We start from the raw sequence: 22,350 nt of genomic DNA on the forward strand, positions 1-22,350 counted from the left end.
AGTCAGTTCGACTCGGCGGCCAGCACTTGGTTCTCCAGTTCCGCGCCCTCGTCGAGTCGTCCGAGGTTCCCGGCGACGATGTCGGCGAGGCGGTCCCAGTGTTTCGGCGTGTGGCCGCCCGTGTGGGGCGTGATGAGGCAGTTTTCCAGCCCCCACAGCGGGTGGTCGGCGGGGAGCGGTTCGGGGTCGGTCACGTCGAGGGCGGCCCCGCGAATCTTGTTCGACCGGAGCGCCGATACGAGCGCGTCGGTGTCGACGATGCCGCCGCGGGCGGCGTTGACGAGCACCGCGTCGGTCGGCAGCGTGGCGAACTCCGCCTCGCCGATGAGTCCGCGAGTCAGGTCGTTTAGCGGGCACGCGACCACGACGTAGTCGCTTCGGGAGAGCGCGTCGTGAATCGCGTCGGAGTCGAAGCCGGCGACTTCGTCGGTCGGCCCGCCCTTCGACGGGGTGTAGCGGATACCGATAGTCTCCACTTCGAAACCCTGTAACCGCTGAGCGACGGCCTGCCCGATGGAGCCGAGGCCGATAATCGTCACCGTGCTGTCGGTGAACTCGCCGGACTGGAAATGTCGCCACTCGGCGCTCTGCTTGCGCCGCCAGCCCTCGTGGAGGCGGCGGGCGAACACGAGCATGTTGCCGATGGCCTGCTCGGCGATGCCCGGCGCGTGGATGCCGCCGGCGTTGGTGACGGTGACGCCGTGGTCCGCGAGCGCGTCCATCGGGACGTGGTCGGTCCCGGCGAACGTGCAGGCGAACAGTTTGAGTCGGTCGGCGCGGTCCAGCAGGTCCTCGTCGATGGTGATGCCCGTGACCACGCGGGCGTCGGCGACGAGTTCGCGTTCCTGTTTCGGCGTCCGGGCGAGCGTCACGGTCCGGTCCGGGAGGCGCTCGCGGAGCGCGTTCGCGTACGATTCCATCGAAAGGCCCTCGGTCCCCTCGCGGAGGACGACGATGTCTGTCTCGGTCATGATATCGGTCGCGCGCGTCGCGGGCGCGGTTGCTACATCGATTGGGTGACGCTCCCTTAGTCTTTTTGTGTAGCCGGTGTCCACGGATACCGTTTATGCTTAAGTGGGTGGCGGGTGGTACGTGTACGCATGGCCGACGCCGTTCGAGCGCGATTAGCGGAGCTTCGCAGAGACCTCCATCGCCACCCCGAACCGGGCTGGTGCGAGTTCCGGACGACCGCGCGGCTCGTCGAGGAACTGCGCGCCATCGGCGTGGACGAACTCGCCGTCGGCGCGGACGCCTACGACCCCGCAGACCGGATGGCTGTCCCGAGCGACGACCGACTCGACGAGTGGTACGAACGGGCCCTCGACAGCGGGGTCGACCCTACCCTCCTCGAACCGCTCCGCGGCGGGGCGACCGGCTGCGTCGCCGTCCTCGACCGCGGTGAGGGGCCGACGGTCGGCCTCCGCGTCGACATCGACGGGCTGTTCATCGAGGAGTCGGACGACGCGGGCCACGCCCCCGCCGCCGAGGGCTTCCGCTCGGAGACGGGCGAGACGATGCACGCCTGCGGCCACGACACCCACATGACGTGGGGGCTGGCGACGCTCGAAGCCGTCAAGAAGAGCGATTTTTCGGGTCGGCTCGTCGTGTTCTTCCAGCCCGCGGAGGAGATTTCGGGCGGCGGCGCGCCGATGGCGAAAAGCGACTACGCCGCCGGCATCGACTACTTCTTCGCGGTCCACGTCGGCCTCGACCACCCGACGGGCGAAGTCGTCGCCGGCATCGAGAAACCGCTCGCCATGTGCCACATCGACGCGGAAATCGAGGGGACGACCGCCCACGCCGGGAAAGCGCCGGAGGCCGGCGCGAACGCCATCCACGCGCTCGGAACGGCCATCGAGAGCGTCTACGGGATTCCGCGGCACTCCGACGGGATGACCCGCGTCAACGTCGGCCGGGTCGAAGGCGGCACCGCGAGCAACGTCATCGCCGACGAGGTCGAGGCCGTCGCCGAGGCGCGCGGCGAGACCACCGAACTCATGGAGTACGCGAAGGCCGAACTCCGCCGGCGGTTCGAGAAGGCGGCCGAACTGCACGACTGCGAGGCGACCGTGGACGTGGTCAGCGAGAGCCCGCGGGCCGACAGCGACCCCGAACTCGTCGAGGCCGTCGCCGACGCCGCCGAGACCGTCGAGAGCGTCGACCGCGTCGTGCCGAGCGCCGACTTCGGCGCGAGCGAGGACGCGACGTTCCTCATGGAGCGCGTCCAGCGAGACGGCGGCCTCGCGTGTTACTCCATCGTCGGCACCGACCACCCGACGAGCCACCACACCGCGACGTTCGACGTGGACGAACGAAGCCTCGAAACCGGCGTCGAAGTCCTCACGCGGTCGATTCTGTCGGTCGCGGGAGTCGAGTCGGCACCGAAACTCGCGGGAGCCGACCGATGAGCGACGACCGCGTCACCGGCGAGTCGGCTCCTCCGGCGTCGGAAGTCGTCACCGCCGAGGACGTGGCGGACGCCCACGAGCGACTCGACGGCGTGGTCCACCGGACGCCGCTCGATAGCTCGCGGACTATCGCCGACCGCTGCGGGGCCGAGCGGGTCGACCTCAAACTGGAGAACGTCCAGCGGACGGGGTCGTTCAAGATTCGCGGCGCGTACAACGCGATGGCGCAACTCCCCGAGTCGGTGCGCGAGCGGGGCGTCGTCGCCTCCAGCGCCGGCAACCACGCGCAGGGCGTCGCGCTCGCCGGCGACCTGCTCGGTATCGACACGACCATCGTCGTCCCCGAAATCACCCCGGCGGTAAAAATCGACGCCACCCGCGGCTACGGCGCGACCGTCGTCGTCGAGGGCGACATCTACGAGGCGTCGTACGAACACGCCCTACAACTCGCAGAGGAGGAGGGGCTGGAGTTCGTCCATCCCTTCGACGACGCCGCCGTCATCGCCGGGCAGGGGACCGTCGGCCGGGAAATCGCGGCCGACGCGCCCGACGTGGACACGGTTCTCGTCTCCATCGGCGGCGGCGGCCTCATCTCCGGCATCGCCACCGCGATGAAGGCGCGGGACCCCGGCGTGCGCGTCATCGGCGTCCAACCCGAGGGCGCGGCCCACGTCAAGCCCTCGCTGGAGACGAGATTCGCATGCTCTCCGAAGTCGATACCGTCGCCGAGGGCATCGCTGACGCGCGGCTGTTAGAACGAACCTTCGCGGTCGTCCGCGACCGCGTCGACGACGTGGTCTTGGTCGATGACACGGACCTCGCAGTCGCCACGACGGTCCTCGCGGAGCGGGCGAAGACGGTCGCCGAACCGGCCGGCGCGGCCCCGGTCGCCGCGCTCCTCTCCGGTGCGGTCGACGTCGAGGGTGAGCACGTCGCGGCCGTCGTCTCCGGCGGCAACGTCGGCCTCTCCGAACACGCCGAACTGACCCGCGTCGGGATGCAGGCGCTCGGGCGCGCCGTCGAAGCCCGCCTCGAACTCGACGACTGGCCGGCGGCGCTGGGCGACCTCTCCGAGGCCGTCGCTGCCTCGGGAGCCGAACTCGACCGCGTCGAGCGCGCCGCCCGAACCGCGTCCGACGCGCCGAATCGGGTTCCGGTCGAGGTCCGACTCGACGGGAGCGGCACGGACCACCTCGCGGACGCGCTCGACTCGCTTTCGGCGCTCGACGGCGTCGAGGTCGTCTCGCACTCGCTGGGCGAGCGCAGCGGCGACTCTACTGAGCCATTCGGGTCATCCTGACGCGTCCGGAAACACGGGGGCGGCCCGTCTCGGGGCCGCGTCTGTCTCGTGCTGTTCGTCTTCCGCCGCCGCTCACGCGACCGCTTCGGTCGCCACGGCGTCCATCGCCTCGCAGAAGATGCCCACGCCCAGCTCGATTTCGCGCTCGGTGGAGTCGAGCGGGGGCAGGAGGCGAATCGTCTTCTTCCCGCAGCCGAGGGTGAGCAGGCCGCGGTCGAGCGCCGCTTCGACGACGGCGTCGCGGCGCTTCTTGGTGTCGAACTCGACGGCGAGCATCAGGCCCTTGCCGCGGATATCGACCACGTGGTCGGGTGCGTCGTCGGCGAGGAGTTCCTTCGCCTGCCGGCCGCGCTCGGTCGCGTTGTCGAGCAGGTCGTACTCCTCGATGGCGTCGAGCGTGAGCGCGCCCTGCATCGACGCGAGCAGGTCGCCGCCGCCGAACGTCGACCCGAGGCGGTTCTTCTCGGTCGGGAACACGTCGGACCGCGAGACGGTCGCGCCGACGCGGAGGCCCTTCGCGCTGGCGATGACGTCGGGTTCGATGGGGTAGTGGTCGGCGGCCCACATCTCGCCGGTGCGGCCGACGCCGGACTGAATCTCGTCCACGACGAGCGGGATGTCGTAGGTGTCGCAGACGTCGCCCACTTCGGCCATGAACTCCTCGCTCGGGAAGCGGTAGCCGCCGACGCCCTGAATCGGTTCGAGAATCGCGAACGCGACCTCGTCGGGGTTGACGTGGCCGCCCTCCGGCGAGAGCGAGTTCCGCAACTGCGACCCGCCGCCGGCGAAGAAGCCGCAGTCGCAGTCGTCGGCCGAACAACCCGCGTCCGCGCAGAACGGCACCGTCTCGATGCCCGCGACCTGCGGGTAGTGACGGGTGTAGACCTCCTTCGACTTCGTGAGCGAGAGCGTCCCGAGCGTCCGCCCGTGGAAGCTCCCCTCGAAGGCGTAGCCGTACTTCGCGGGGGCCTTGTGGTCGTGCGTTATCTTCATCGCGTTCTCGACGGCCTCGGCCCCGGAGTTCGACAGGAACACCGTGTCCATCCCGTAGTGAGAGGACACGTCGGTCAGCTTGTCCATCAGGTGGCTCGACCCGGGGAACTCGGCGGTCTCGGGGTCCGGTCCCGCGCCGAAGTACATGTCTTGGCCGGCGATTTTCATCGGCTCGACGAGGTCGAACTCCCGGAGCTTCGACAGCACCTTCTCGTTGTTGTAGCCGAGCGGGGCGGCCCCGATGTGGCAGGTGAAGTCCAAGAGGACGTTGCCGTCCACGTCGGTGACGAACGGGCCGTCGGCCTCGGCGGTCACGTCCCAGACGAACTCGTGGGAGTACTCGCTGGGCGCGGCGTGCTCGTGGTGGAACTCGACCCACTTCTCGGCGTTGGGTCCGGGCAGCGCTGCTGCGTCCGGCTCTGCGGTATCCCGATCCATACACAGGATTTGTTGATGCCGTACATTAAAACTTGGTATCACAAAAACTACCACACCAAACGATTCGCGATGGGGGTCGTCGCTCGGCCGCGCGTCCGAGACCGCAGCACGCCCGGTCAACGCTGGTCCTCGTAGAATGGAGAGCGACGGTGACAGGGGACGGAGACAGGGGACGGAGACGGGGACAGAGACGGGGACGGAACTGCGGTCGGCTGGACTCGGCGTCAGTCGTCGTCGTGGCTGGAGACGTTCACGGCCGGCGCTTGCCCGCCGGTCGACTCCGATTTCCCCCAGAGGTTCGTCTCGTCTTGGAGGAGGAGGCTGCCGTAGTCCTTTTGGAAGGTTCGGATGAGTCCGAGCGTCGCTATCACGCAGATAATCGCGAACGGCGCGCCCGTGATAATCGCCGCGGACTGCAAGGCGTTCACGCCGCCGACGACCATCAGGATGGACGCGACCGCACCCTGGAGGACGGCCCAGAAGATGCGGTTGAGCGCGGACGGCTCTTCTTTCCCGCCGGTGGTCATCATCGACACCGCGAGCGTCGAGGAGTCGGCCGAGGTGACGAAGAACGTCGTCACGAGCACGAGGAACGCGAACAGGAGGAGCGGCCCGGCGATGGGGAGATTGCCGAAGAGGACGTACCCCGAGACCGCCTCGCCGTACTCCGAGACCGGACCGAGGACGTTCGCCGCGCCCGTGTGCTGCATGATGACGCCCGCGCCGCCGACGATGGCGAACCACGGGACCGTCGCGAGCGAGGTCGCGCCGATGCCGGCGAACGCGACTTCGCGGACGCTCCGGCCGCGCGAGATGCGGGCGATGAACAGGCCCGCGAAGGGCGACCACGCCAGCGGCCAGAGCCAGTAGAAGACGGTCCACGCGTTGACCCACTTACTGGCGCTGGTCGCGGTGGCCTGCGTGAACAGGCTCATCTGGAAGAAGTCACCGACGAAGCCGCCGGTCGCCTGCGTACCGAGTTCGAGGATGCGGAAGGTCGGCCCGAATATCAGCGTCGCGAGCATCAATAGGCCGAACACGACCATGTTGAAGTTCGAGAGCCGGCGAATCCCCTTGTCGACGCCCAACACCAACGAGATGGTGAAGATGACCACCATACCCGTGATGACGAGGATGGTCCCCACGTCACCGAGCTGGATACCCCACTGGAAGTTCAGGCCGGTGATGAACTGGCTCCCGATGAAGCCCAGCGAAGTAGCGACGCCGCCGAGGGTCGCGAACACGGCGAGGATGTCGACGACCTTCCCGATTGCGCCGTCGACGTTGTCCGCGCCGAGAATCGGCGTCAGCACCGCCGACACGCGGAGCGGCGCGTCGTAGTTGTAGACGAAGTAGCCGATGGCGAGGCCCATCACGGTGAAACACGACCACTGGGTCAGACTCCAGTGGAAGATGGAGTACTGGACCGCCAGCGGCATCGCCGCCGAGGACTGGGCCTCGGCCCCGTACAGCGGCGGGACCGTCGAGTAGTGGAACAGCGCCTCCGCGGGCCCCCAGAAGACGATGCCCGCCGCGAGGCCGGCGGAGTACATCATCGCGAAGTACGAGAGGAAGCCGTACTCGGGGTCCTCGTCACCGAGTTTCAGGTTCCCCCACGGCCCGAAGATGACGAAGCCCAAGAACAGGACGAACCCGAGCATCGCTATCAGGAAGAACCAGTTGAACGTCGCGAGAATCCACCGGCGAATCCCGAGGACGAACTCGTAGGAGCCCTCGGGGTTGAGGCTGAACGCGCCGACGAAAAGCAGCGTTATCGCCGCGCCGAACGCGAATATCACCGGCTCGATTTCGTCGAGGAACTCGCTGACCGCGCCGTTGGAGGAACTCACCGCCGGCACCCCCCGTGAGTGACCGCGCCTCTCGACTCCGTCCGCACGGAGCCGTCACCTCCCGACTGACTGGTCGAGGCCCGCGCCCCGAACTGTGCGCCACGATGACCGTTGCACCCGTGTGCTGTAATGTGGTCTGTCATGCTATCGCTCCGACGGACACCGTGCTACCTGGTGTCTTACGTCACGACAAGTGCAAACATTACCATAAAATTTGTGGTTATCGGTGATACCGAGAACGGAATCCGTTTACAAACGGTCGAAAAACCGGTGGTCGGTTCGATTTCGGTGGGTCGTCGCGCCGTGGGCGAGCGCGTCGCTCCGAACGGTGCCTCCTCGTTCGCGCGCTCCCGGCGTTCTCACACGAATCGTAGACAGAATCCGAGGAATCCCGGATTTCCGGCCCGTATCGGCCGAATTTCCGGTCCGTTCGTAACGCTTAATCGAATTCGTACACGCGTTCTGTATATGGCAAACGACGCCGACGGAACGGACGGCACCGACGACCTCGCCTACGCCGCCGACCGCGGCCGCGGCATCCTCACGCCGAGCGACCGCGAGTTCCTGCTCGGTCGGAAGACCGACTACACCGACCACTCGAAAAAACAGAAGCGAAACCGGATTCGACGCCGCCTCCGCAACGCCATCCTCGATTTCACCATCCTGTTCGAGTCGCTCGAAGACCGCGACCGCGAGACGGTGTTCAACCCCGACGCCGCCGACCGCGAGGCGTACACGCGGGGCATCACCGACATGCTCGCCTTCCTCCACCTCGGGACGATGGGCTACTACACCCCGTTCAAGGACATGCTCGCCGAGGGCGTCAACAAGGCCGAACAGGAACTGGCCGGCTCCGACTACCGGATGGTCACGGTGGATTTTAACGTCGAACCGGTCGGCCAAATCGACGTCGACGCCGTCATCGACAAGCTCGAACGCGGCGCGTTCGACCAGCTCACAGACGAGGAGTTACAGGCGTTCGTCAGGCTCCTCGCGGAGTCCGACGACTTCTCTGCGACCGACCTGCGCGCCGACATGAAAGCGCAGATGTCCGAGTTCGTCGAGCGAATCGACGCCGCGAACGAGCGGCGCGACCGCCGAGTCGACGACCTGAACGACTGAACGGCGGGTCGCCGGTCCTCGGCACCCCGGCGGTCGCGCGGGTGCGTCCCCGCGTCCCGTCCCCGCATCCGCGACCTACCCGAGATACGCTATCGCGTCCATCTCGACTCGCACGTCGCCGGGGAGTTGCGCGACCTCGACGCAGACGCGGGCCGGCGGCGCCTCGTCGAACCGCGCGCCGTACGCTTCGTTCACCCGTTCGTAGTCGTCGAGGTCGGTGACGTACACCGTCAGTTTCACCGCGTCGTCGAGGCCGTCGCCGCCGGCCTCGGAGACGACGGCCGCGATGTTGTCGAGCACGCGCTCGGTCTGTGCTTCGATGTCGCCGTCGACCTCCTCGCCCGTCTCGGGGTCGACCGGGCCGTAGCCCGAGACGTAGAGCGTGTCGCCGGCGACGACGCCCTGCGAGTAGGGGTTGTCCGTGCGCGGGGCGTCGTCCGTGATGACTCGTTCGGGTGGCATCGGTGGTGAGGGTGGTTAGACTCGCTGCGTTTCGGCCGTGACCGCCTCGATACCGTCGGTGATGACGTCGAGCGCCGTCTCCGCGAGGTCGCGGGTGAGCACGAGCGGCGGGAGCAGGCGCAGGATGTTGCCGTGCCGGCCGGCCTTCCACACCAGCACGCCGCGCTCGAAGCAGTACTGCTGGAGCGCGTCGGCCGCGTCGCCGTCGGGGTTGTCCTCGGCGTCGACGAACTCCGCGCCGATGAACAGGCCCTTCCCGCGAACGTCCACGATTCGGGGGTTGTCCTCCGCGACCTCCGAGAGCCGGCCGCGGATGTACTGGCCGAGGTCGCGGGCGTGCGCGAGGAGGTCGTGTTCCTGGATGTACTCGATGGCGCGGGTGCCGGCGCGCATCCCGACGACGTGGCCGCGGTAGGTTCCCGCGTGGTCGCCCGACCCCCACGTGTCGAGGTCCTCGTGGTAGATGGTCGCTGACAGCGGGAAGCCGGTCCCGCCGAGCGCCTTCGCCGAGGTCATCACGTCCGGCGTGACGCCGTACCACTCGCTGGCCCACCACTTACCGGAGCGACCGAGACCGCTCTGAATCTCGTCGAACACCAGCGGCACGTCGTTGTCGTCGGCGATGTCGCGGAGGCCCTTCAGGAAGCCCTTCGGCGGGGTGACGACGCCGCCTTCGCCCTGAATCGGCTCGACGAAGATGCCCGCCGGGTTGGCGAGGCCGCCGTAGGGGTCCTCGAAGATGGCCTTGACCTCTTCCAGACAGTGGTCGACCGACTCCTGCGGCCCCTTGCCCATCTCGACCGTGTTCGGGTAGGGCGCGTGGACCACATCAGGGAGGAGCGGCGAGTAGTCGCCCTTGAACTTCTTGTTGCCGGTGAGACTCATCGCGCCGCTCGTCGCGCCGTGGTACGCGCCGCGGAAGGCGACGAGACCGGTTCCCTCGGTGTTGTACTTGGCGAGTTTGATAGACGCCTCGATGGCGTCGCTCCCCGTCGGGCCGCCGAAGACGACGCGGTTGTTCCCGCGCAGCCCCTCGGGCGCGATTTCGTCCAGCTTCTCGATGAGGTCGAGTCGGGCCTCCGTCGGGAAGTCGACGGTGTGGACGAACTTATCGGTCTGCTCGTGGACGGCGTCGAGGACGTACGGGTTCGAATGACCGACGTTCAGCACGCCGATACCGGCGAACATGTCGATGAAGGTGTTGCCGTCGGCGTCGCGCACCGTCGCGCCCTTGCCGCTTTCGAACGCGATGGGGATGTCTTCGGGGTACGAGACGGCGCTGCTGTCGATTCGCTGTTGCTTTTCGAGGAGTCGTGTCGACTTCGGCCCCGGAACGTCGTCCACGTTCGGCGCGTCGTCGAAGTGCAACTCGTGAATCGGCGGACCTGCGACCATGTCCCAACCCATGCAGAACAGTCATAAATAATTTGTCCACGATTCCCATTGATAACGTACACAGTATCCGGTTTCGAAGTCGACCTCACGCGGTGATTTGGTTAGCGACACAACAGTAACCACAATGGATTTGTGCGAGGCAACTCCTTCTTTTTCCAATGTTACACGCAAAAGGTCCGCTTCTCACGGTCGACCTGGGCGACGAGACGAGTCGGACGGAAGACATCGACGGGATTCTCGAATCCTACGTCGGCGGACGCGGGGTGGCCACCCGACTCGCCCACGAGCGCGTTCCCTTCGACGTGGACCCGTTCAGCCCGGACAACCGGGTGTACTTCAGCACCGGCCCGATGCAGGCGTCGAACATGAGCTTCACCGGCCGCACGAACTGCACCAGCGTCTCGCCGCTAACTGGCGGCCTCTGCTCGTCGAACGCCGGCGGGTTCGTCTCGCGGAACTTCGCTGACGCGGGCTACTCGGCGGTCGAACTGACGGGTGCGAGCGACGAACTGGTCGTCCTCCACGTCACCGACGAGGGCGTCGAGTTCGAGGCCGTCCCGGACCTCGCCGGCGCGACGGTCCCCGAGACGGTCGCGTACCTCGACGACGAACACGACATCGAGGCCGACCGGACGATGGTCGTCGGCCCCGCCGGCGAGAACCTCGTGCGCTTCGCCTCCATCATGACGAGCGAGGAGCGCGCGTTCGGTCGCGGCGGCCTCGGCGCGGTCCTCGGGTCGAAGAACGTGAAGGCGCTCACCTTCGGCGGCGACGCCGCGCCGGACATCGAGATTCCGTCGTCGCAGATGGAGATTCACCGCGAGGCCGCCACCGACGACCACATCATGAAGCGACAGGGAACCGTCGCCGTGCTGGACCTCGCCAACGAGATGGACGGGCTCCCGTCGTACTACTTCTCCGAGCGGCACTTCGAGGGCGCGGAGGGCATCAACGGCGACGCCATCGAGAAAAAGAAGTACAAGAAAGGCACCTGTTCGGCCTGCGCGTTCGCGTGCAAACTCCCCACGAGAGACGAGGACGCGGGCGTCGAGACCGAGGGCCCAGAGTTCGAGGTTACCATGGCGTTCGGGTCGAACTCCGGCGTCGACGACATCGTGGAAGTGATGAAGTCGAACGAACTGTGCGACCGCTACGGGCTCGACGCCATCTCGGCCGGCAACACCGTCGCGGCCTACCTCGCCAGCGAAGACGAGTTCGGCAACACCGACCTCATCCACGACCTCGTGGAGAAAATCGCGCTCCGGGAGGGCGTCGGCGACGACCTCGCGGAGGGTATCGCCCGCGTCCACGACGACCTCGGCGTGGAGAACTGGACGGTCAAGGGGATGGACTTCGCCGCCCACGAGGGGCGCGTCCTCCACGGACAGGGCCTGTCGTACGCCGTCGCCAACCGCGGCGCGGACCACATGTACGCGGTGTTCTACTCCCAGGAGTACCCGCTGGTCGGCAAGGACGACGCCTACCCCCCGGAGGGCTTCGAGGGCAAGCCCAAGCGCCTCATCGAGAAGGAAAACCAGATGGCGCTCAACGACAGCGGCATCGTCTGTAAGTTCTCGCGGGACTTCATGACGCCCGAACGCTACGAGATGCTGTTCGGAGCCGACTTCGAGGACCTGCTGGCCGTCGGCGACCGCATCGTCACGCTCGAACGCCACTTCAACAACCAGCGCGGCTTCGACCGCGGCGACGACACGCTCCCGTACGCCGACGAGCTAGACGGGTTCGAGGCGGCGCTCGACGCGTACTACGAGCGTCGCGGCTGGACCGACGACGGCGTCGTCCCGTCCGGAAACGTCCCGGCGTAACGCGTCCGACGAACGTTCCCCCCTTTTCATTTCTCACGTCCCGCCCTCTTCTCACTCTTCGTTCGGCTCGTTCGCTTGGGTCTGATACAGTTCCGCGACGCCCTGTTCGAACCGCTCGGCGGCGCGCTCGAGCAGTTCCATCTGCGTCGCACGCGTCTCCTCGTCGATGACGTAGGCGGGACCGCTCAGATTCAGCGACCCGTACACCTCGCCTCGCGGCGACTTTACGGCCTTCCCGATGGCCCAAAACCCCTCGACGGCCTCGCCGCTGTTTTCGGCGTAGCCCTGCTCGCGGACGGTCGCCAGCTCCGCGAACAGCTCGTCTTCGGTCGTGATGGAGTCGTCCGTCGCCGCCGGCAGTCCCCAGCGGTCGATGATTTCCTGCACTCGCGTCTCCGGGTACTCGGCGATAATCGCCTTGCCGGAACACGTCGTGTGGACGTGAAACGGACTGCCGTCGATGAGAAAGCGCGGCGAGTTCGCGAACTCGAGGTCGCCGTACAGCGAGACGATACGTCCGTGTTCTTCGACCGCGAAGTCCGCGTCCATCGACGACTCGCTGTCGAGCCACGAGACGGTCTCTTGGGCGACCCGGTAGTAGTCCTTGCGCGTCCTGACGTAGTCGCCGAGGTGGCAGAACTTCGCTCCCAGCTGGTACTCGTTGTCGATGTTCACGACGTAGCCGTACTCCGCGAGCGTCTTGAGGTGAGCGTGGACAGTGCTCTTCGCGAGGTCGGCCGCCTCGACCAGTTCGCTCATCGTCGCCCCCTCCAGTTCGAGGATGTGGTCGACGAGCGCCAGCGAGGCGGCGGTCGTCTTGAGCACGCCGGACGGGTCGTGTCTATTCATGGAGGGGAATCTACGGTCTGGGCTTAAAGATGTATCTCCGTCACGACTACTGTCGCGCTCACGACGGCCGCAACACCGGCGCTGCACGCTCGCGTACCCGTGACACCCCCCGACTGGTCGGCGCTCCGAGCGTTCCGCAAAGTCGAACGTTTATGTGCTCGCGCTTTGGTTGTCAATAGTTAACACGGTTTTCTATGATTATTACGACCTGTGAGGGTTGGAATCATCGGGGCCTCTGCGGGGTGACTGGCTCGTTCATATATACGTATTCGGAAGTTCGGAACACCGAGCCTTCCGAGACGCGTGAGAGTCGGTTTCTCGGGTGACTGAGCGGCTGAGACGACCGCTCTCGGCTCGTTTTTCGGACGCGTGAACGTTTAACTAGGTCGGTCGGCGGGTGAACAGCCCGGCTCGCTTGCCGTCTCATCCGTCGGCACGCTGCGGCCGCGCTGTCCGTCCGAGGTCGGTCCCTGTGCGGCTTCCCGTGCTCAGAACCATGTTTGAGTTGATATATCTTCCCGGTCGCTTGATGGTCCCCCGTCGTCGTCGGTCTCTCGTCCGCATCGCCATTACAGGCGTAACCGTGTAATTCAGTCGGTCGGGGGTCAGGGTCGAGGTCGCGGTCACGCCCACGCCGCCACGGACTCGGGTTGGGTCGGCGCGATGCCGCGTGATGCCGTTTGCGCCGTTATCGGGTCTCCTCGAACGCCGCCTGCGCCGCTTCGAGCACCTCGTCGTGTGCGCGTCCGTTCGACGCGACGAGACCGGACTGTCCCGGTCCCCACTCGTTTCCGTGAATGTCGGTTACCGTTCCGCCCGCGCGCTTGACGAGGTAGACCCCGGCGACGGTGTCCCACGCATTCGGGTGTTCGTCGAGTCCGATGACCGCGTCTATCGACCCGTCGGCGAGTCGCGAAAGTGTCAGTTGTGTCGTCCCGAGTTTCCGCATCTCGCCGAACGTCCCGAAGATATCGCCCGAGAGCCGTTCGATTCCCGGCCGGTCGCCGGCCTGATATCTGAGCGTCGAGGAGACGAGAAAGGCGCTGGTGTTCGATTCGTCGCTGACCGTCATGGGTTGGCCGTTCCGCTCGACGCGCGCCGCCGTCGCGACGTAGGTGTCTCCCGTCTCGGGAGAGACGTTTACCGCCGCAATCGGCGTCTGGTCCTCGACGACGGCGACGCTCGTCACCCACTCGCGGGCACCTCGCGTGTAGTTTTGCGTCCCGTCTATCGGGTCGATAATCCACGCGTACCCGGACTCGGGGACGGTCTTCAGTTCGTCTTCCTCCTCGCCGACGACCGCGTCCTCGGGGAACTGTTCTCGAATCGTCGAGATGACTCGCCGTTGTGTCTCGCGGTCGACCTCGGTCACGAGGTCTATCGCGTCGCTTTTCTGTTCGATGTCCAGTTCGGTTCTGAAACGCGCCGACGCGTGGTCGGCACCCACTTCCGCGGCGTCGATTGCGACTGCTTCGCGCGGGTCTGCATCCATGCCCGAACATCTCCCCACGGCGAAAAAAAGCCTCGGACAGCGGACAGCGCTTCTGTCTCTCTGTCGGCGCGACCGTCGAACCACCCGTGTCCGTTTCGGCTCCCGCGTCGGTCGCCGCCGCGCCGACGCGTCATAGAATATTGTTCGAATAGCGATCCACTAACCCGTCCCGATGTCGGCGGTTGAGCGCGGGTCTCGCGTGCAGGTAATCATTGACCTCACTGCCGGCAGCCGCCGTCAGCGAGGTCGGAATCGCTTGGCTCTCAGGCCGTCTCATACTGCCCGTTAGCGCATTGTGGCGGCGGATTACCCTCCTCTCCGAGCGTTGAGGCGGGCGGCGTTCCGACTCTCACCGACCAGTTCGATGAAGGCGTCTCGGGCGACTGACGCGGGTCGGTCCGGCGCGTCGTCGCCGGTCACCGAGTATCCGTTCCCGGACGTGATTCTTGTAGGTTAGATACATGTCTGCTGTGTCGTCGGTCGCGTCGCCGCAGGTACTCGTCGGCCGAACGCGCTTTTCTCACGGCCGCTCTCGTCGCGGTTCTGCGTAACACCGAGCGAGTCAGTCGAGGTAGCCGAGTTCGCGGAGTCGCGTCTCAACGGTCTCGTCGCGTTCAGCGGCGACCGTCCCGGTGAGGTCGATGGCGTCGCGGCGCTCGCGCAACTGACGGTACAGCGGTCGCCACTCGGGTCCCTCGGGGTTCGGAATCGGGGCGAGTTCGCCGGCGTCGGTCCGCAAGTCGAACCCGTACAGTTCGCCACCCTGCCACACGAGTTTGCGCGTGGGTAGTCTAACGCCGATTTGTAACGCGGATTCGTCGACGCGACCGGGCGTCTGCCGGGTCGACGCGACCTCCGTCACGGCAGGCAGTTCAGGAACCGAGCGACCCTCGATGGCGGGGCGAAGCGACTGCCCCCTGAACGACGGCGGGGCGTCGACGCCGGGGAACGACTCCTCGTCCGCGGTCGGGTAGTCGTCGGTCGAGCGCCCAGCGCGGCGGTGACGACACCGACCAACGAATGTCCCACACCTGCTTTCGTGGCCGGTTAGTACTCTCCTCACTCTCGATTCACGCCGACTCAACGCCCGATAGACGACTCACGGGCGGTGTCCTACGCCGATTCGAGATGATTCGCTCTCGTCCGCGAAACAGCTTCTCCGAGTCGTTCCGACCAGTATATTACAGACGTCACCGTGTAATTTCTCTTGGTTGAAGTCGCGGAATCCATGTCGGTTGTCATTGCCAGTAATGCTATCATTACCCTTCGGCGTGTGACCGCCCGGTATCCGTTTTAGTAACAGTATCCTTCGTCGGACGGCTCTTACGACGCTCACGCACGCGGCGGCTCAGTATCCCGAGCGTGCCGCTCGAACGGCGTGTACGGTCCGAACGACGACTCTACACGCGCCCGATAACATGGTTCGGATCGTCGAGTCTCGTCGCGCCGTCACCGCGGTATCGAAACGTCACCGCAGTATCGAGACGCGAAACGAGAGGTGAGGTGAGGTGAGGTGTTGGTCGTTCGACGCGGCTCAGGGCTGGACCTGGTCGAGGGGGCGGATGAGGACCTCGTTGATGTCAACGCGCCGCGGTTGGGTGACGACGAACGTAATCGTTCGCGCGATGTCTTCAGGCGCGAGCGCGTCCATCGACCCGACGTAGTCCTTGACGTTCTGCTGGACCTCCTCGTCGGGGATGTGGTCGAGCAGTTCGGTGTCGACCGCGCCCGGTTCGATCGACGAGACGTGGATTCCTTCCTCGGCGACGTCGAGTCGCAGCGAGTCGCTGAACATCTTGACGCCCGCCTTCGCGGCGTTGTAGTGCGAACTGTTCGCCTGCAGGAACCGGCCGACGACCGACGAGAGGTTGACGATGTGGCCGCTTTCCTGTTCAATCATCGTCGGGACAACCGCGTGGGTGAGTGTGATGAGTCCGGTGAGATTCACGTCGATAGTCGTCTGGAGCGTCTCGCGGTCCGCCTCGGCGATGTGCGCCAGCGGCATGAGACCGGCGTTGTTGACGAGGATGTCGATGCGGCCATACTCGTCGAGCGTCGCCTCGACGAGGGCGTCGATGTCGCCGTCGACCGTGATGTCCGTGGGGACGACGAGAGCGTCGCCGCCGTCGTCTTCGATGGCCGCGGCGAGTTCTTCGAGTTCGCCTTCGCGGCGGGCGGCGACGACGACGCTGGCCCCGCGAGAGGCGAGGGATTTGGCCGTCGCGCTGCCGATACCCGACGACGCGCCGGTGACGATTGCGACCTGTCCGTCCAGTTCCGAACCGAATTCTTCTGACATCAATTGTTAGTAGTCTCTTTACTGACTTCCCGGTTATGCTATCTGCAATGGGTGTTTAAGTACTGCTGTCTCCGAGCGGTGCACCAGCGGAGCGAAATACTGAGCCGATACGTCGCTGCACAGCGACCGTCGGGTGAGCTCAGTGCGCTAATCGAATCCTCGATTCGACGGTCTGGCGGTCGTTACTCCGTTTTCTACATCAGTAACACCCGATTGAGCCACGACCCGGAAACAACGCGAAAACGACAGTTCCGTCGAACCGTGTTCGGACCGATTCTCCTAATTTAATATAGCGATATACAATTCATTTAGTCTGTACGCGATTCCAGCAGCTATTCACTAAAGCTCATTGTCCATAGCAGACAACGACATTCGTATTATCATCAAATACATTTTACTACCGCTGATTGTCTCGAAAATCGCGTATTCAGTTTCGGATCGGTCGGCAGAGGTCCGCTTTGGGTGCTTCGACCCCAGGGTATGGGTCGCATAAACAGCCCGCGGATAAGAGATGGACCGAGGTCGATGAACTGCTCCCGGTACATCGCCGGAGTACTGAACTTACTGTCGAAACGTGACGCAGCCAGATTAGTTCTAACTGGACTGTTTCGGCCCTCACGACCCGATTCTGTGGTGACTCGGTGCTGACGGGGGTGTTGTCTCGTACTGCAAACCGACAGTCACCAATTTCATAAACTGTATGGCGCAATATCTATCGTTTCGTCTGCGGATGACGAACCGGCGTGATAGGACGAGCGGTGACTGAGTAGTGAAGAACGTCGTACGAGAGGTCAACAACTCCTCTACTGCGGCAGCGAGCATCGAGTGCACGATCCCGATTCAACAGTTATCACCGCCAGTCAGTTCCAATTCCCGTTATCTTTAAATACATTGGGAATCAGAATAACACAGCTAGCTGTGTAATGTGTACGGTTTCACCAACTCTCACGTCCCGAAATCGAAGGCTCTAACCTCTCAAAAGCGCCGACCGTCCCGAAATTCGAGCGACGGTAGACCGAAGATACCGCGCGGTGCGATAGCCGAGCCGACGCGAAACCGATGACGGACTACACGACTCGTAGCACAACTGCTTTGCGCGACGAACGTGAACACAGCCGGTATGCGAACTGGTGTCATCATTGCCGGCGGATACTCGACGCGATTCGGTGAGGAGGACAAAGCAGTCGCATCCCTCCTTGGAACACCTCTCATCCGCCGCGTCGCCGACCGGATGGCCGGCGTCATCGACAGCCTCGTCGTCAACTGCCGACCGGAGCAGACGGCTGCGCTCCGGGCCGCGCTCGACGGCTACGACCACCCGATAACGATTGCGGAAGATTCGGACTGCGACGAGGGCCCGATGGCGGGAATTATGACGGGTCTGCGGGCCGTCGAGACGGAGTACGCGTTCGTCGCCGCCTGCGACATGCCCTTTCTCGAACCCGCGCTCATCGACAGATTGTTCGAGCGGGCGGCCGGCCACGATGCCGCCGTGCCGCGGGTCGGTGACGGTTGGTTCCAGCCGACGCACGCGGTGTACCGGGCCTCGGCGATGGCCGACGCTTGCGAAGCCGCGCTGGCCGAGGGGAGCCACAAAATCATCGACCCGCTGTTCACGCTCGACTACGTCGTCCTCGAAGAGAGCGAGGTTCGCGAGTACGCGAGTCTCGATACCTTCGAGAACATCAACACCCCCGACGAGTTCGCTGACGCGGCCGAACAGTTGCGCTAGCGTTCTACGACGGATACGACGGGTTCCGACGCCGTCAACTGCGTCAGTACGACGCGTGGGACCGTTGACCGAGAGAGGATGTCCGAAGCAATCTCTCGTGCGACGGTTTCGAGGGCCGAATCGTCGACCTTGTTCAGCACGGGAACGACTGTCGCCCCGTCGGGAACGTCCGCGCGGCCGCCGCGCTCGCTGGTGAGTACGGTTGCGACGTCCGACGGGCGAATCGTGTCGCCGAGTTCGAGACCGGTGAGGGCGGCGACTCGTTCCGGGCGGTGGACGAACTCCTCGGTGAGCGGTTCACCGACGGCGTGGACGCTCGCGATGGGGAGGACGGTGTCGGCGGTCGCGGGGAGTTGTGGTTCGCGGTCACCCGGGGCCTTGAACTCGCGCATCCGCGCGCCGTCGGCTTTCACCAGCACCGTGTCGGCGACGTCCGAGTCCCTGATGGCATCGACCACGCCGGGGTCGTACCCGAGGTAGCGGTCGTCGCGGTCACGGTCGGGAACGACACCCACCGGCCAGTCAGTCGTGCGTTCGAGCGCGGCGACTGGAGTGTCGGTGACGACCACGTCGGCGACGTGTTGGTCGAAGATGGGGATGCGGACCGTCGCCGTCACGACGGCGCGGTCGAGCCGGCGCGCCAGCGCGTACAGCGTGGACTTTTTCCCGCCAGCGCCGACGACGCAGATCACGCCGCGTCGAGCGGAAAGCGCATCAGCGAGCGTCATGTTCGTGCCACGGGTCGCGCGCGGTTCGTCGTCCAGCCGTTCGTGCAGTGTTCAGTCATCGAAGGTGTCGAAGTCATCGGTGAGTGCAGTCAGGTCGAGGCGGTCGATGGTCTGCGTCGTCGGTACGCCGTCGTCGGTCCAGCCGCGGCGGCGGTAGTACGCGTCGAGCATCGAATCGAAGTCGTCGCGGTCGACAGTCGCACCGGCCCGGGGCCCCGATTCGAGCGGCTCTTGGAGCGCGGCCGGGAGGGAATCGTCCTCGCGCGAGATGCCTTCGCGGACGTTGAACAGCCGCGTCACGTTCCAAATCCGCTCGCCGGTCGTGGCGAGTCCGCCGGCGGGGTCGAGGCCGACCGATTCGAGCCACTCCCGGCCGAGGTCGTCGAGCGCGTCGCCGAAAAAGTCATCGGCGATGAGGCTCCAGAGCATCGACCGCCGGTCCTGTTCGCGGGTGACCTCCGCCGCGGTCCGGTCGGCTCCCCAGTCGCCGTCGAACACCTCGCGTTCGATGGGTCGCGCCCGCCGATGGCACGCACCCCGGTCGCTGGTCGCGTACGCGAGCGCCATGCTCTGCGCGCCGCGCGGGTCGTAGGCCGGTAGCTCCATCGACTTCACCGTGGGGACGAGGTCGCGCCCGCCGAACCGCGTCGCCGCCGCCTCGACCCCGTCCGCGAGCGCGTCACCGAGCTCCGACTCGCGCTCCGCAATCTCCTGTAAGAGGGCTCGCGCGCCATCGGGCTCACCGAACGAGAGCGAGCGGTCGAGCACGCCGGCGGCGTTGGCCTTGACCGTCCACGCGACCGAGCTTCCGGCGCTAATGAGGTCCATCCCGAGGCGGTCGCAGATCTGTCCCAACTCCGCGACGGCGTCGAAGTCGTCGATGTCGAGTCCCGCACCGAGCGTCATCGCGGTGGCACCGCGCGGGACGTGGTCGCCGTCCTCCGTGGCCACACGATACCCACCCGGAGTCTCCGTGTCGGCGCGTTCGCGGCCGACGGCCCGGTCTTCGACTGTCGTGATGCCCAACTCCGCCGCCGCTTCGAACTGTCCGTCGCTCCAGCCTCGCGTCGAGAGTGCACCGATTTCGTTCGCGAAATCGATTGTCTCGACGGTCCCGCTGGCACGTAGCCACCGCCCGGTGTCGGTCTCTCGGTACTTCGCCGCGTAGGCGTCTCGCAGGTCGTCCAACCCGTCGGCGTCAGGCGGGGCTCCCCGCGCGACGACGGCCTTCAGTCGCTTTGAGCCCATCACCGCTCCCGCTCCCCCGCGGCCCGCGTGGTGGTCGCCGGCGTCGGAGGCGATGGTGGCGTATGCGACCTGTCGTTCTCCCGCGGGGCCGATACACGCGACAGCCGCGTTCGGGAACGCCTGCGCCGTGTCGACCGTCCCGGACCCCCACGTCTCGGCGGGTTCGATTGTCGCGTCCCCGTCTTCGACGACGAGGCGAACGGGTTCGGACGCGACACCCGTCACGAGTAGGCCCATGTGCGACCCGAGCGCGCCGGCCAGGGTGTCGGGAAACGCGCCTCCTGCGTACGAATCGAGAAAACATCCCGTCAGCGGGGATTTCGTGATGGCGGCGTATCTCGACTCGCCCGGGAGATAGCCCGAAAGCGGGCCGAGCATGAATAGCATCGCGTTCTCCTCGCCGAGCGGGTCGACGCCGGCGTCGAGTTCGTCGTAGAGATAGCGGGCACCCAACCCTTTGCCGCCGACGTATCGCCGTCGCCACTCGTCCGGAATCGGCGTGCTCTCGACCGAGCCGGCGGACAAGTCGACCCGGAGGAGTCGGTCAGCGGTTGGAGGTGCCATCTGGTCGTTCGTCAGCACCGGCGACCAAAAAGATGTGCCGTTCTCGCGGACCACCGAGCGAGTGCGGCGGCGCGAACGCCTCCGCCAAAGCCGTACTCTTCGGTTCGCTCGGCGGTTCGCGGTGCCCGACGCGAACAGACGGGAAACCAGAAATGACAACTAGAATATATTTCGTGTTTTCACGGCGGGAGTCCGGAGCGCGTGGGTTCTGTCTCCCGTGTGGGTCGACCGACCCAGTCTTCATTACGACCACCCGCGAGGCGTCACACAGCATCGACATGTCTACAACGGAAATACCGATTACGGTCGTCAGCGGTCCGCTCGGCGCGGGGAAAACGACGCTGGTCAACCGACTCCTGAACGACCCCGGTGGCAGGGAGATAGCCGTCGTCGTCAACGACATGGGCGAACTGAACGTCGACGCGGAGTTAGTCGCGTCCGAATCGGACGACGGGGTTATCGACCTCTCGAACGGGTGTATCTGCTGTCGGCTTCAGGACGACCTCGTGACCGAAGTGACGCGGCTGGCGGAGAACCGCTCGTTCGACCTCCTGCTCATCGAGGCCTCGGGAATCAGCGAACCGCTCCCGATTGCGCGGGCGCTGACGGACGACTCGAGCGAGGGCGGTCTGCCGGACCACCTCCGGTTGGACACCACGGTCTCGGTCATCGACGCTTACGGGTTTTGGAAGGCGTTCGACCCGGCGGAATCGCTTCCGGACGCCGCCCCCGACCCGGAGCGCCCGTTGACGGAGGTGCTCGTCGAGCAAGTCGAGTTCTGTGACGTGCTGTTGCTGAACAAGTGCGATATGGTCCCCGACGATGCCTTGGACGCCGTCGAAGCGGAGATTCGAGAACTCCAGCCTCGCGCGAGCATCCATCGGACGACGTACAGCGAAGTCGACCCGACGCGGGTTCTCGACACGGGGCGCTTCGATTTCGAGGCGGCGAAGCGCCATCAGGGTTGGAAGCAGGCCCTCGCGAGCGACGGGGTCGAGGCGGACCACGAGCACGACCACGGCCACGACCACGACCATACCCACGACGGGGGCGTCTCGGCAGCGACGGCCCACGGCGTCGAGTCCTTCGTCTACCGTCGAGACCGTCCGTTCCATCCGCACCGACTCGACGCGTGGCTCGACGACTGGCGGGGGAACGTCGTCCGCGCGAAGGGGTTCGCGTGGGTCGCGAGTCGTCCCGAGACGGTTCTTGGCGTGAGTCAGGCGGGGCCGTCGGTGCAGGCCGGCCCCATCGGTCGGTGGGGAGACGATGCCCCCCAGACGCGACTCGTGTTCATCGGCCGCGACCTCGACGAGGACGCAGTGACCCGAGAACTCGACGACTGTCTGGCGACGGCGGACGAACGGGAGGCGGCGTACCCCGACGACCCGTTCCCTCGCGGCCCCGCCTGATTAAGCCGCGCCGAAGTCGACCTCGTCTCGGAGTTCGTCCCACGATTCGTGGAAGCCGTAGGTCGACTCCGACTCACCGCCGATGACCGTCTGATACACCTCGTCGTACTCCAACAACTGCGTCCAGCCGTCGTGGTACCGGTAACTGCAGTACTGACACATAGAACGGGATACCGGGCAAACCGGCAAAGGAGTATCGGTGGGAACCGAGTTGGGAGGCTCCGCTACTCCC

At 65.7% G+C, this 22,350-nt stretch carries 17 protein-coding genes and 1 pseudogene; 6 read left to right on the plus strand and 12 right to left on the minus strand.

The features are described 5' to 3' along the window. Positions 1-2: 2 nt before the first annotated feature. Positions 3-971 (minus strand): D-2-hydroxyacid dehydrogenase, encoded by a 969-nt coding sequence (locus tag ACSR87_RS16295; RefSeq protein ID WP_498531283.1) that lies wholly within the window; start codon positions 969-971, stop codon positions 3-5. Positions 972-1,100: 129 nt separating this feature from the next. Between ACSR87_RS16295 and ACSR87_RS16300 the strand changes: the two genes are divergently transcribed. Continuing rightward, a complete protein-coding gene (locus tag ACSR87_RS16300; protein ID WP_498531284.1) occupies positions 1,101-2,408 on the plus strand; it encodes an amidohydrolase in 1,308 nt (435 codons plus the stop codon). Next, positions 2,405-3,708: pseudogene (gene ilvA, locus ACSR87_RS16305) on the plus strand (threonine ammonia-lyase). Before ACSR87_RS16300 ends, ilvA begins: the two are co-directional and overlap by 4 nt. Before the next feature lie 72 nt (positions 3,709-3,780). Here the strand turns inward: ilvA and ACSR87_RS16310 are convergent. Then, complete coding sequence (locus ACSR87_RS16310; protein WP_498531285.1) at positions 3,781-5,139, minus strand: aminotransferase class III-fold pyridoxal phosphate-dependent enzyme; 1,359 nt, start codon at positions 5,137-5,139, stop codon at positions 3,781-3,783. A 224-nt stretch (positions 5,140-5,363) separates the two neighbouring features. After that, positions 5,364-6,998: a BCCT family transporter gene (locus ACSR87_RS16315; RefSeq protein WP_498531286.1), complete on the minus strand. Its 1,635-nt coding sequence runs from the start codon at positions 6,996-6,998 to the stop codon at positions 5,364-5,366. Positions 6,999-7,457: 459 nt separating this feature from the next. On the opposite strand from ACSR87_RS16315, the gene ACSR87_RS16320 reads away from it, so the two are divergent. Beyond that, positions 7,458-8,111: a DUF8102 family protein gene (locus tag ACSR87_RS16320; protein WP_004041279.1), complete on the plus strand. Its 654-nt coding sequence runs from the start codon at positions 7,458-7,460 to the stop codon at positions 8,109-8,111. A gap of 75 nt (positions 8,112-8,186) precedes the next feature. Here ACSR87_RS16320 and ACSR87_RS16325 read toward each other — a convergent pair whose 3' ends face one another. After that, positions 8,187-8,573: a Rid family detoxifying hydrolase gene (locus tag ACSR87_RS16325; protein ID WP_498531287.1), complete on the minus strand. Its 387-nt coding sequence runs from the start codon at positions 8,571-8,573 to the stop codon at positions 8,187-8,189. Between the two features lie 15 nt (positions 8,574-8,588). Further along, entirely contained in the window at positions 8,589-9,968 is a 1,380-nt protein-coding gene (locus ACSR87_RS16330) for an aspartate aminotransferase family protein (protein WP_498531288.1), read from the minus strand. A 158-nt stretch (positions 9,969-10,126) separates the two neighbouring features. Between ACSR87_RS16330 and ACSR87_RS16335 the strand changes: the two genes are divergently transcribed. Next, entirely contained in the window at positions 10,127-11,794 is a 1,668-nt protein-coding gene (locus ACSR87_RS16335; RefSeq protein ID WP_498531289.1) for an aldehyde ferredoxin oxidoreductase family protein, read from the plus strand. Positions 11,795-11,845: 51 nt separating this feature from the next. On the opposite strand, the gene ACSR87_RS16340 is transcribed toward ACSR87_RS16335, so the two are convergent. From ACSR87_RS16340 to ACSR87_RS16355, 4 genes are all read right to left on the minus strand, one after another. Next, a complete protein-coding gene (locus tag ACSR87_RS16340) occupies positions 11,846-12,643 on the minus strand; it encodes an IclR family transcriptional regulator (protein WP_498531290.1) in 798 nt (265 codons plus the stop codon). Positions 12,644-13,331: 688 nt separating this feature from the next. After that, positions 13,332-14,135 (minus strand): inositol monophosphatase family protein, encoded by an 804-nt coding sequence (locus ACSR87_RS16345; RefSeq protein ID WP_498531291.1) that lies wholly within the window; start codon positions 14,133-14,135, stop codon positions 13,332-13,334. Positions 14,136-14,697: 562 nt separating this feature from the next. Further along, on the minus strand, positions 14,698-15,198 hold the full coding sequence (locus ACSR87_RS16350) for a hypothetical protein (RefSeq protein ID WP_498531292.1): 501 nt from the start codon (positions 15,196-15,198) through the stop codon (positions 14,698-14,700). Positions 15,199-15,669: 471 nt separating this feature from the next. Then, positions 15,670-16,434 (minus strand): SDR family oxidoreductase, encoded by a 765-nt coding sequence (locus ACSR87_RS16355; protein ID WP_498531293.1) that lies wholly within the window; start codon positions 16,432-16,434, stop codon positions 15,670-15,672. A gap of 1,120 nt (positions 16,435-17,554) precedes the next feature. Between ACSR87_RS16355 and ACSR87_RS16360 the strand changes: the two genes are divergently transcribed. Then, on the plus strand, positions 17,555-18,166 hold the full coding sequence (locus ACSR87_RS16360) for a molybdenum cofactor guanylyltransferase (RefSeq protein WP_498531294.1): 612 nt from the start codon (positions 17,555-17,557) through the stop codon (positions 18,164-18,166). On the opposite strand, the gene yqeC is transcribed toward ACSR87_RS16360, so the two are convergent. Next, positions 18,163-18,894, minus strand: a complete 732-nt coding sequence (gene yqeC, locus ACSR87_RS16365) for a selenium cofactor biosynthesis protein YqeC (protein WP_498531295.1) — start codon at positions 18,892-18,894, stop codon at positions 18,163-18,165. The genes ACSR87_RS16360 and yqeC overlap by 4 nt on opposite strands. A gap of 51 nt (positions 18,895-18,945) precedes the next feature. After that, the gene (locus tag ACSR87_RS16370) at positions 18,946-20,706 is read right to left on the minus strand and encodes an aldehyde ferredoxin oxidoreductase family protein (protein ID WP_498531296.1); all 1,761 of its coding nucleotides are present in this window, start codon (positions 20,704-20,706) and stop codon (positions 18,946-18,948) included. A 278-nt stretch (positions 20,707-20,984) separates the two neighbouring features. Here ACSR87_RS16370 and ACSR87_RS16375 point away from each other — a divergent pair, with 278 nt between their 5' ends. Next, positions 20,985-22,118, plus strand: coding sequence for a CobW family GTP-binding protein (locus tag ACSR87_RS16375; RefSeq protein ID WP_498531297.1), 1,134 nt, complete (start codon positions 20,985-20,987; stop codon positions 22,116-22,118). Here ACSR87_RS16375 and ACSR87_RS16380 read toward each other — a convergent pair whose 3' ends face one another. Further along, positions 22,119-22,280 (minus strand): hypothetical protein, encoded by a 162-nt coding sequence (locus ACSR87_RS16380; protein ID WP_498531298.1) that lies wholly within the window; start codon positions 22,278-22,280, stop codon positions 22,119-22,121. Between the last annotated feature and the right edge of the window lie 70 nt (positions 22,281-22,350).

The sequence above is a fragment of the Haloferax sp. SDI50 genome (assembly GCF_059802635.1).